Annotated in this window: 9 protein-coding genes; 8 read left to right on the forward strand and 1 reads right to left on the reverse strand. The window is 48.4% G+C overall.

Annotated features, from left to right (window positions below):
• The first annotated feature begins 25 nt into the window (after window positions 1–25).
• Window positions 26–1,078, forward strand: a complete 1,053-nt coding sequence (gene fbpC, locus EDC16_RS03945; protein ID WP_132965628.1) for a ferric ABC transporter ATP-binding protein — start codon at window positions 26–28, stop codon at window positions 1,076–1,078.
• A 66-nt stretch (window positions 1,079–1,144) separates the two neighbouring features.
• Here the strand turns inward: fbpC and EDC16_RS03950 are convergent, their stop codons facing one another.
• Window positions 1,145–1,552, reverse strand: coding sequence for a PACE efflux transporter (locus EDC16_RS03950; protein WP_132965630.1), 408 nt, complete (start codon window positions 1,550–1,552; stop codon window positions 1,145–1,147).
• Window positions 1,553–1,943: 391 nt separating this feature from the next.
• On the opposite strand from EDC16_RS03950, the gene EDC16_RS03955 reads away from it, so the two are divergent.
• The 7 genes from EDC16_RS03955 (at window position 1,944) to rlmB (ending at window position 11,868) form a co-directional block, all read left to right on the forward strand.
• Window positions 1,944–3,086 carry an NADH-dependent flavin oxidoreductase gene (locus EDC16_RS03955; RefSeq protein WP_132965632.1) on the forward strand — a complete coding sequence of 381 codons (1,143 nt, stop codon included), beginning with the start codon at window positions 1,944–1,946 and terminating at the stop codon, window positions 3,084–3,086.
• Between the two features lie 179 nt (window positions 3,087–3,265).
• Window positions 3,266–5,035 carry a solute:sodium symporter family transporter gene (locus EDC16_RS03960; RefSeq protein WP_132965634.1) on the forward strand — a complete coding sequence of 590 codons (1,770 nt, stop codon included), beginning with the start codon at window positions 3,266–3,268 and terminating at the stop codon, window positions 5,033–5,035.
• A gap of 2 nt (window positions 5,036–5,037) precedes the next feature.
• Window positions 5,038–6,444, forward strand: a complete 1,407-nt coding sequence (locus tag EDC16_RS03965) for a sulfatase (protein WP_132965636.1) — start codon at window positions 5,038–5,040, stop codon at window positions 6,442–6,444.
• A 185-nt stretch (window positions 6,445–6,629) separates the two neighbouring features.
• A complete protein-coding gene (gene rnr, locus EDC16_RS03970; RefSeq protein WP_132965638.1) occupies window positions 6,630–9,011 on the forward strand; it encodes a ribonuclease R in 2,382 nt (793 codons plus the stop codon).
• Between the two features lie 40 nt (window positions 9,012–9,051).
• On the forward strand, window positions 9,052–10,173 hold the full coding sequence (locus EDC16_RS03975) for an S-(hydroxymethyl)glutathione dehydrogenase/class III alcohol dehydrogenase (RefSeq protein WP_132965640.1): 1,122 nt from the start codon (window positions 9,052–9,054) through the stop codon (window positions 10,171–10,173).
• 57 nt (window positions 10,174–10,230) lie between these two features.
• A complete protein-coding gene (gene fghA / locus EDC16_RS03980; protein WP_132965643.1) occupies window positions 10,231–11,070 on the forward strand; it encodes an S-formylglutathione hydrolase in 840 nt (279 codons plus the stop codon).
• 60 nt (window positions 11,071–11,130) lie between these two features.
• Window positions 11,131–11,868, forward strand: a complete 738-nt coding sequence (gene rlmB, locus EDC16_RS03985; protein WP_132965645.1) for a 23S rRNA (guanosine(2251)-2'-O)-methyltransferase RlmB — start codon at window positions 11,131–11,133, stop codon at window positions 11,866–11,868.
• The last annotated feature ends 46 nt before the right edge of the window (window positions 11,869–11,914 follow it).

Consider the following 11,914-nt stretch of genomic DNA (forward strand, 5'->3'; position numbering starts at 1 on the left):
TGCCCATCAAGAATTAGGATAAATTATGACTCAAAACAATGATTTCTTAGTATTAAAAAATATCACCAAATCCTTTGGTCAATCCGTAGTGATCGACAATCTTGATTTGGTTATTAAACGTGGCACTATGGTGACATTGCTCGGGCCTTCTGGCTGCGGCAAAACGACCGTTTTACGTTTGGTAGCAGGTTTAGAAAATCCAACTTCAGGACAAATTTTTATTGACGGCGAAGATGTCACTAAATCCTCGATCCAAAACCGCGATATTTGTATCGTTTTCCAATCGTATGCGTTGTTTCCGCATATGTCGATTGGCGATAACGTCGGTTACGGGCTGAAAATGCAAGGCGTGAGCAAAGAAGAGCGTTTACAACGGGTGAAAGAAGCCTTGGAATTAGTTGATCTTGCCGGTTTTGAAAACCGCTTTGTGGATCAAATCTCCGGCGGACAACAGCAACGTGTGGCTTTGGCTCGAGCTTTGGTGCTCAAGCCGAAAGTGCTATTATTTGATGAACCATTGAGTAACCTTGATGCTAACCTACGCCGTTCAATGCGAGAAAAAATCCGTGAATTGCAACAGCGTTTAGGTATTACATCGCTGTATGTTACCCACGATCAAACAGAAGCCTTTGCGGTTTCCGATGAAGTGATTGTGATGAACAAGGGCAAAATTATGCAAAAAGCCGCAGCCAAAGCGCTGTATCTGCACCCTAATTCACTGTTTTTAGCCAATTTTATGGGTGAATCCAATATTCTACCGGGTATATTGCAAGGACAGGACGTGACAGTTAACCAGTATCGCTTTGAACTGGCCAACCGAGCACAATTTAATTTGGCAGACGGCGAATGCTTGGTCGGCATCCGCCCTGAAGCCATTTCACTGCTCAGCAACGGTGAAGAGAGCCAGCGCTGCGATATCAAAAGTGCGGTTTACATGGGCAACCACTGGGAAATCGTTGCCGATTGGCACGGACAATCCCTGCTGATCAACCTTAATCCGGAAGACTTCGATGCCGGACAACACAGCGCCTACGTGCATTTTTCTTCCAGAGGCGTATTTTTGTTACCGAAAGAATAAGTGGCTATTGACCATAAAAATCGGGAAACTGTCAGTTTCCCGAATCTTCGTTATATTTTGCTAACCCTATGTTCTAATCCACACCCGCACATGGTCATAAACCCAGTTATACAACACCGTATAAAGCAAAATAAAGACAGTGATGCCCAGATCCATGATAAACGCTTGGTAAAAGCTGATATTCAGCAAATATGCTACCACTGGGATGGTGAACAGCAATAAACCGCCTTCAAATAACAGTGCGTGCAGGCACCGCACTTTGAAGCCGCGTAATACCCTTTCGCCACGAAAAACCCGGTCAAATCCCCAGTTAAACACAAAATTCCACACCATCGCCATCAGCGAAATCACAATAACCGTCCCCGACAGCGCACTCACCGAATGATCCGTCAGCAACGTCAAGCCGAGAACTGAAAATATCACCGCCAAAACTTCAAACAGGGCGGCATGGAAAATCCGCTCGACAAAAGACATTTTGTCCTCTCTGGGTTTAAGATTTGTTGAAATGAGTGAATATGCCCCAATCTAGTCGAAAAGTGAAGTGTTTCTGTTTAGGGTCTGTTGATCTTTGTTTATATTTTGAGTTGTCGTTTAAAATGAGCACAATCTAGGCGTAAGCCGAAATCAATAGTGGGACTATTGATGAGGATTACAACGACGAGTGTGCTCATTTTAAACACAATCCGCAGGACTATGACTTTTTTTCGCCATTACTTTTCGTACTACAGCGGAGTTAAAAGCCGTTCGTTTAGAATCACTAAACTTCACAACTTTTGCCTTATTTATTTGCAAAAAGAGTGGCGAAAAATAGTCTATAGCTCAAAATATAAACAAAGATCAACAGACCCTAATGAAGAGGCTAAAAATGAATTTGCAATATACCCCCCTGTTCCAACCCTACATCCTAAATAACGGGGTGGAGATCAAAAACCGTTTCGTGGTGGCACCGATGACCCACTATGCTTCCAATCCTGATGGTAGCACCAGCGAGGAAGAACTTGCTTTTTTACAAGGTCGCGCCCAAGATTTTGGGCTGTTTATCACCGCTGCCACACTGATTTCTGCCGAAGGCAAAGCCTTTCCCGGTCAGCCTTACGCCATCGGCAGCGGCGTTCTTCCCAGTCTGAAAACCGTGGCACACACCATTCAGGCACAGGGAGCCAAAGCCATTTTGCAAATTCATCATGGTGGGCAGCTGGCGGTGAAAGAATTGATTGGCACTGCTGAAGTAGTTGCACCATCGGCAAATCCACAACGCCATGCCCGCGCCTTGACGGAAGAGGAAATTCAAACCCTGATTCAAGCGTTTGCCAATGCCACTGATTTAGCCATTCAAGCCGGTTTTGACGGCGTGGAAATCCACGGCGCAAATAACTATTTGCTGCAACAATTTTTCTCCGCAGCCACCAACCAGCGCCAAGACCAATGGGGCGGCTCGTTGGAAAACCGTTTACGCTTCCCGTTGGCGGTGGTCGATGCGGTGAATTCGGTCAAAGTGCGGTCGGGGCGACAGGATTTCATTATCGGCTACCGTTTCTCGCCGGAAGAACCGGGCGAAAACGGCTTAACCATGCAGGATACATTTGCATTAATCGATGCACTGGTGCAAAAACCGCTGCAATATCTACATGTTTCGTTGTGGAATTTCTACAAAAAAGCCCGCCGTGGCGCAGACACCGCACTTACCCGTATGCAATTGATTCACCAACGGATTAACGGAAAATTGCCGCTGATCGGTGTCGGCAGCCTGTTTACGGCGGATCAAATTCTCACCGCCTACCAAACCGGTTGGGCAGAATTTATCGCACTCGGCAAAGCGGTGATGATGAACCCGGATTTGGCAACCCTGATTGCCAACGGACGAGAAGCGGAAATCATCACCGAAATCGACCCGAATAAAGCTGATCGTTATCGCATTCCTAGCAACCTTTGGCAACAAAACATGAGGCACCTTGCCTACCTACCGCCGGTGAAAGGCAATTCGGAATGGAAAGCGGTGGATATTTGACCACAGGTTGAATCCAATATAAGGTGGCAGTCACAAAAAAACTGTCACCGTCACATCCAGACTAGCAAATCTTAAATTTGTGACAGCCATCACACAGCAATAATGATCACAATCATAATGTATCACAGCAAAAACTATCTACACTAGCGCAACACACATAGATGGAATAGGAGGCTGTTATGTTTGCATTATTCACATGTTTGGCATTTATGCTGTTTGTTGCGTGGTACTCTTGGCATAAAACAAAAGGAACTGTTTCAACTTCCGACGGTTATTTTTTAGCAGGAAATAAACTCGGTGCATTATTTATTGCCGGTTCGTTATTATTGACGAATATATCTACCGAACAGCTGGTCGGGCAGAGCGGTTTAACCTATTTTGGCAATATGACGCCATTAGCTTGGGAAATTTGGGCAATTCGTGGCATTATTTTATTGGCGATTTTATTCCTACCAATGTATTTAGGCGGCGCATTTTCAACTATGCCGGAATTTCTCAGCTCACACTACGGTGAAGGCACCCGCAAATTAATCGTCTATCTGTTTATGTTCGGTTATATTTTCGTTTGGTCACCGACAGTATTATATGGCGGTGCGTTAGCTTTAATGAAAATACTGGATCTGGAGGCGTGGCTCGGACTCAGCAAAATGCAGGCGTTATGGCTTACCACTATTGTGGTCGGGGTGATCGGCGCCATTTATGCCATTACCGGTGGATTAAAAGCGGTTGCGGTATCAGATACCCTGAACGGCGTCGGCTTATTGATTATCGGTTGCCTGATTCCGATCTTAGGACTAATGGCGCTCGGTGATAAAATTCAAGGCAATATGCTTGATGCCTTGCACTATATTACAATCACCAATCCGGAAAAATTGGATGCAATCGGAGTTGGCAGCAAGCTAGACGCCATTCCCATTGCAGCAGTATTCACCGGTTTAATGGTGACTGCAACTTTCTATTGGGGCACCAATCAATTCGTTATCCAAAGAGCCTTAGGCGCAGAAAGTCTGAAAGCCGGTCAAAAAGGGCTATTAATGGCCGGCTTCTTTAAAATGTTAGTCCCCTTTATTGCGATGTTTCCGGGCTTACTGGCTTTTCATTTATACGGCGCCGGACTAGAGCCGCGTGATTTGGCTTATCCAACACTGGTTGCCAAAATTCTGCCGGCTCCGTTGTTAGGTTTATTTGTAGCTGTGTTATTGGGTGCCGTATTCTCCACCTATAACTCGCTGATTAATTCAGCCTCTACCCTGTTTGCCGTAGATATTTATAAGCCGTTGATTAACCAACAAGCTGATGATACTAAAGTGATTAATGTATCGAAAAAGTTCGGTATTTTCTGTTCGGTTTTAACCATCATGATTGCCCCGAACTTAGTCTATGCGCCACAAGGATTGTTTATCTTCCTACAACAATTCTCCGGTTTTATCGCTATTCCGATCGTCAGTTTGGTACTCATCGGACTGTTCGGCAAACACTTGAGAGTTTCCGAAGCGGCGGCTAAGTTCATCATCATTTTCCACTTAATCACCTACTATCTGCTGGTATTTGCGTTAAAAGAATACATTCATATTCACTGGATGCACGTGTACGGTTTGCTCTTTATCGTTGAAATGGCGATGCTGATCATCTGGGCAAAAGCCAAACCTGCGGCGGAAAAAGAAGTTAAAACAGTGCGTAAAGCCAAAATCAATATGCAGGCGTGGCGCTATTCTCTGCTCACCAGCGGTATCTTGCTGTCATGCGCCACTTTAATTTACGTCACCTTCTCTAAAGTTGGGCTGGCTTATGCCGAAGCTGTGGTTTCACCAGATTTCGGTTTCTATTTCGGCTTAGCCGTACTGATTTGCGCACTGTTCTGTGCGTGGCTGCATATTAAAATTCAACCGATTTACGAACGTTATATCAACAGCCGTTATCAACAAACTTCAGCAAACGGAGGAAAATAGCCATGTCTGCCAGCAAAAAACCCAATATTTTATTTATCCTGCTCGACGATTACGGTTGGAGTGACACTGGTTGTTACGGCAGCAGCTTTTATGAAACACCTCGTTTAGATCAACTGGCACAAGAGGGCGCGCGCTTTACCGACGCTTACGCCTCTTGTCCGGTCTGTTCACCAACCCGAGCCAGTATTTTAACCGGCAAATATCCTGCCCGTTTAGGTATGACCCAATGGCTGGGCGGACGCTCCGAAGGGAAATTAGCCGATGTGCCTTATATCGATCATCTCAGCACCGACGAATTCTCGTTAGCCAAAGCGTTAAAACAAGGCGGCTACCGCACTTGGCACGTCGGCAAGTGGCACTTAAGTCAACACAACGAGCAGCGTTTCGAGACCTATCCGTATCAACACGGCTTTGATATAAATATCGGCGGCTGCGACTGGGGACACCCGTTTAACGGTTATTTTTCACCTTACGGCATCGAAACCCTGGAAGACGGTCCGGAGGGGGAATACCTGACTGACCGTCTCACTGACGAAGCCATCAACTTAATCAACCGACAAGACGATGATCAGCCTTGGTTTATGTATCTGTCCCACTACGCCGTGCATACGCCGATTGAATGTCACAAACACTTAGTGGAAAAATACCGTAAAAAAGCGCGTATGTTAGGAATTGATAAAATCAACCCGTTTGTGGTCGGCGAAAATTTCCCTTGTGAACATAAAAAAGACGACCACGTTATCCGCCGCACCATTCAAAGCGATCCGGTTTATGCCGCAATGGTAGAAAATATGGATTGGAATATCGGACGCATCTTGGATTGCTTAAAAGAAAACGGCTTGGAACAAGACACCATCGTGATTTTTTATAGTGATAACGGCGGCTTAGCAACCGCCGAAGGCTCGCCGACCACCAACAAGCCACTGTGTGAAGGCAAAGGCTGGATGTATGAGGGCGGTACTAGAGAGCCGTTGATCGTGCGTTGGCCAAACCATATCGCCGCCAACTCGATTATTGAAACACCAATCACTTCAACCGATTTTTATCCAACGCTGCTTGAATGTGCAGGTTTGCCATTAATACCGGAGCAGCATTGTGACGGTGTCAGTATTTTGCCGGTACTGCGCCAACAGCATGAACCGGAGCGAGAACTATACTGGCACTATCCGCACTACAGCAATCAAGGCTGTACACCGGGTTGCTCGGTACGTGAGGGGGAATGGAAATTGTTAGAATTTTTCGAAGACAGCAAATTAGAACTCTACAATGTCTATCACGACATTGGAGAGACCGAAGAGCTCAGTCAACAATACCCAGAAATTACCGCCCGACTCAAAACCAAGCTGGATCAATGGAAGCAGCAGGTCGGTGCAAAGATTCCTCAACCAAACCCAAACTATAAACCTTAAAATCCAGCAGAAAGTGCGGTCTGAACTGACCGCATAACACTGCAAAAATCAGCCTGTTAATATCAAAAGACCCTACTATCCTACTCTATTTAATCACGGCCTACCCTTGCATTCCCCCGCCCCAAATGTCAAACTGAGCACATCCCAGATAACAACAATAAAAACAACAGACAAAAGGAGAAATTATGTCAAAAGATCCTAATTATCAGGCGGAAGCGGAGAAATATGACAATCCGGTTCCAAGCCGTGAATTTATTTTACAAACTATTCGTGAACACAATGCGCCGATGAGTCGGCAGGCGATTCTGACCGCACTTAAGATTAGCGACGAAGAGCAGGTTGAAGGCATGCGCCGTCGCTTGCGTGCGATGGAAAACGATGGGCAGTTGGTGTTTACCAAACGCCAATGTTATGCCCTGCCGGAGAAATTGTCGTTGCTGAAAGGCACGGTGATCGGGCACCGTGACGGTTATGGTTTTTTGCAGGTTGAGGGAACAGTTGGTGGCAAGAAAGAAGACGATTGGTTTATTCCCAACGGACAGATGCAGCGGGTGATGCACGGCGATTATGTGCTGGCGCAGCCGAACGGCTTTGATCGCCGTGGGCGGCAGGAAGTGCGGATCGTGCGGATTTTGGAGAGCCGTAAGAAACAGATTGTCGGGCGCTTTTTTATGGAATCCGGCATTGCCTTTGTGGTGCCGGACGACAGCCGCATCAGCCATGATATTTTGATTCCGAACGAACACCGAATGGGCGCACGCATGGGACAAGTGGTGGTGGTCGAACTGCAACCACGCACCCGCAACCACAATCCGGTCGGGATTATCACCGAAATTCTGGGCGATAATATGGCGCCGGGCATGGAAGTGGAAATTGCGCTGCGCAACCACGATATTCCGCATATTTTCCCGGAAAATGTGTTGAAGCAGGTTTCTAGTCTCAAAGAAGAAGTGGCCGAAGAAGCCAAACAAGGGCGGGTGAATCTGCGCGATCTACCGTTGGTCACGATTGACAGCGAGGATGCACGCGATTTTGACGATGCGGTGTATGCCCGCAAAAACGGCGACAGCGGCTGGAAACTGTGGGTGGCGATTGCCGATGTCAGCTATTATGTGCGGCTGAAAACCGCACTTGATGCCGAAGCCCGCAACCGTGGCAATTCGGTCTATTTCCCGAACCGAGTGGTGCCGATGTTGCCGGAAGTGCTGTCGAACGGGCTGTGCTCGCTTAATCCGCAAGTGGATCGGCTGTGTATGGTTTGCGAAATGGATATTTCCAAAAAAGGCAAAATGACCGGTTATAAGTTCTACGAAGCGGTGATGAACTCGCACGCCCGTTTAACCTACACCAAAGTGTGGCGGATTTTAGAGGGCGACGAAGAACTGCGCCAACGCTACGCCCTGCTGGTACCACACTTGGAAGAGCTGTACAACCTGTTTAAAGTGTTGCACGAGGCACGCAAAAAACGCGGTGCGATCGATTTTGAAACCATCGAAACCCAATTTATTTTCAATCCACAAGGACGCATCGAACGGATTGAACCGGTGGTGCGCAACGATGCCCACAAAATCATCGAAGAATGCATGATTCAAGCCAATATTGCAGCGGCGACCTTGGTGGAAAAAGCGCAAGAACCGGCGCTGTTCCGCATTCACGCCGGGCCGGGCGAAGAAAAACTGATGGCATTCCGCAGCTTCCTCAACGAGTGCGGTTTAACCCTAGACGGCGGGTTGAAACCCACACCGGCGGATTACGCTGCCTTGATGACCCAGGTGAAAGAGCGCCCCGATCATGAACTGATTCAAACCATGCTGTTGCGTTCGTTAAGCCAAGCGATCTACTCCGCCGACAATATCGGACATTTTGGTTTGGCATTGGACAACTACGCCCATTTCACCTCACCGATTCGGCGTTACCCGGATTTAAGCCTGCACCGTGCGATTAAATACCTGATTGCCAAAGAGCAAGGCAGCAACAAACGCTCGACCAACGGCGGCGGCTTCCATTATCTGCTGGACGACATCGATCTGCTCGGCGATCACTGCTCCACTACAGAACGCCGTGCCGACGATGCCACCCGCGAAGTGGCCGATTGGCTGAAATGCGAATATATGCAGGATCACGTCGGCGAAGAGTTCGACGGCATCATTTCCACAGTCACTGGTTTCGGGCTGTTCGTGCGCTTAAACGATTTCTTTATAGACGGGTTGGTACACATCTCTACCCTCGACAACGATTATTACCAGTTCGACAGCGCTGGTCAGCGTTTAATCGGCGAAAACAGCGGTATGTACTACCGTATCGGTGACAAAGTGCGGATCAAAGTCGCTGCGGTCAGCCTGGAACAAAAACAGATCGATTTTGTGTTGATCGCCAGTGAACGCAAACCGCAACGGGAGGGCAAAACCGCCAAAGATCGACTGAAGAAAAATGTACGCTACGCCGAAAGTTTGGAAAAACGACTGCGTGACGGCAGAGGCGGCAAAGCCGACCCGAAACGAGCCGAGAAGAAGAAAGCGCTACGCAGTAAAAGCGGGGCATTCAGTAAAAGTAGAAAACGTAAATAAGTTATTCCACTAACCCGATACGATAACAAGGAGAACGCCGATGACTGATTTTATCAAAACACGAGCCGCTGTTGCTTGGGCGCCGAATGAGCCACTCAAAATTGAAGAATTGGATTTGATGCCGCCGCAAAAAGGCGAAGTGTTGGTGCGGATTGTCGCCACCGGCGTATGTCATACCGACGCTTACACCCTGTCCGGCAAAGACTCCGAAGGAGTTTTTCCTTGCGTGTTGGGGCATGAGGGCGCCGGTATCGTCGAAGCAGTCGGCGAAGGCGTCACCAGCGTGGCGGTGGGTGATCATGTGATTCCGCTGTATACCGCCGAATGCGGCAAATGCAAATTCTGCCTGTCCGGCAAAACCAATCTCTGCTCCTCCGTACGTGAAACGCAAGGCAAAGGCTTGATGCCGGACGGCACGGTGCGCTTCTTCAAAGACGGACAGCCGATTTATCACTATATGGGCTGTTCCACCTTTGCTGAATATACCGTGGTGGCCGAAGTGTCGCTGGCCAAAGTACAAAAAGAAGCGCCACTGGAGGAGATCTGTCTGCTCGGTTGCGGCGTCACCACCGGCATGGGCGCTGTGATCAACACCGCCAAAGCCAAGAGCGGTGACAGCATTGCCATTTTCGGCTTAGGTGGCATCGGCTTGGCGGCGATTATCGGTGCGCGTATGATTGGCGCCCGCCGGATTATCGGGGTCGATGTCAATCCGGAAAAATTTGACATGGCAAAAAAACTGGGTGCAACCGACTGTATCAATCCGAAAGATTTCGACAAACCGATTCAAGAGGTGATTGTCGAGATGACCGATGGCGGCGTAGATTATTCGTTTGAGTGCATCGGCAATGTTGATGTTATGCGTGCGGCACTGGAGTGCTGTCACAAAGGCTGGGGCGAATCAGTGATTATCGGCGTGGCGCCGGCCGGGGCGGAAATTCGTACCCGTCCGTTCCAATTGGTGACCGGTCGGGTGTGGCGCGGTTCGGCATTCGGCGGCGTAAAAGGACGCACCCAATTGCCGAAAATCATTCAGCAATATTTGGACGGCGAATTTGCCCTCAGCGATTTTATCACCCACACCATGCCGCTGGAGCAGATCAACACTGCCTTTGATTTGATGCACCAGGGCAAATCGATCCGCAGCGTGATTCACTATTAATCCCTAAACCTCAAAGTGCGGTCTGACCGCACTTTATCGTTTCTGTATGAGGATCTTATGACAATATTGACACTGATCAGCAGTAATAAAATGTTTGGCGGTCAGCACCAACGCTACCGCCATTTTTCCAATCGCACCGAATGTGAGATGACCTTTGCAATCTACCTGCCGCCACAAGCGGAAAACGGGCAAAAAGTGCCGTTGCTGTATTGGCTGTCCGGTTTAACCTGCAACGATGAAAATTTTTCCACCAAAGCCGGCGCACAACGCTTGGCGGCACAATACGGTTTTGCGTTGGTGATGCCCGACACCAGCCCACGTGGTGAAATGGTGGCTGATGCTGACAGCTACGATCTGGGGCAAGGCGCCGGATTCTACCTGAACGCCATCCAACAACCTTGGGCAACGCACTACCGCATGTACGACTATATCATTGACGAATTGCCGTCACTGTTGGCACAACACTTTCCGCTTAATGGACAAGCGGCGATTTTCGGCCATTCGATGGGTGGACACGGCGCATTGATGATCGGCTTGAAAAACAGCGAACGCTTTAGCTCGATTTCTGCCTTTGCCCCCATCGTCAACCCCAGCGAAACTCCGTGGGGCATCAAGGCTTTTAGCGCTTATTTAGGCGACGATCGCAACAATTGGGCGCAATATGACAGTTTAGCATTGCTAGCATACGCCAAACGTAAACTGCCGATCTTAATCGATCAAGGCGATGCCGACAGTTTCTATCCTGAGCAGCTACAACCGCAAAAATTCGTGCAAAGTGCGGTCAAACAGGGCTTCAGCGTCGAATTTAATCTGCGTCCCGGCTATGATCACAGTTACTACTTTATCGCCAGCTTTATCGAACCGCACTTTGCCTTTCATGCCAAACATTTCGGATGATAGGCAGGCGGTTTTTATGCTATCTTAAACAACAAACAAACTGAATAACCAATAAAAAACATGAGTGAAAACATTTACGGAATCCACGCGGTTTCCTCTTTTTTAAACACGGCGCCGGAGCGGATTATCGAAGTCTATGTGCTGAAAGGGCGTGAAGATAAACGCTTACAGCCATTGCTAAACCAGCTGCAAAATTTAGGCATTGCCATCCAGCAGATGAACCGAGCCACACTGGATAAAAAAGCCGACGGTGAGGTACACCAAGGCATTATTGCACGGGTGCAACCGGCAAAAGAGTTGAACGAAAACGATTTGGACGCAATTTTAAGCGGCAAACAGGCACCTTTTTTGTTGGTGTTGGACGGTGTGACTGATCCGCACAATTTGGGTGCTTGTCTGCGCACCGCCGATGCGGCCGGTGTCGATGCGGTGATTGTGCCGAAAGACAAATCGGCGCAACTCACTTCTACTGCACGCAAAGTCGCTTGCGGCGCTGCGGAGAGCGTACCGTTGATTCGGGTCACTAACCTTGCCAGAACCTTGCGCGAATTGCAGCAACAGCACAATATCTGGGTGATCGGCACCGCAGGCGAAGCCACGGAAACCTTATATCAAGCCAAACTGGACGGTGCCATTGCATTGGTGATGGGGGCGGAAGGCGAAGGTATGCGCCGCCTGACCCGTGAACATTGTGATCAGTTGATCAGCATTCCGATGGCAGGCAGCGTCTCTTCGCTCAACGTTTCCGTCGCCACTGGCGTTTGCTTATTTGAAATTGTGCGTCAACGGATAAAGTAAGCCTTGTTATATTTCCCTTCTCCCTCGATGGGAGAAGTAAATAATA

This window comes from Testudinibacter aquarius (genome assembly GCF_004342725.1).
GTDB classification, from domain to species: Bacteria; Pseudomonadota; Gammaproteobacteria; order Enterobacterales; family Pasteurellaceae; genus Chelonobacter; species Chelonobacter aquarius.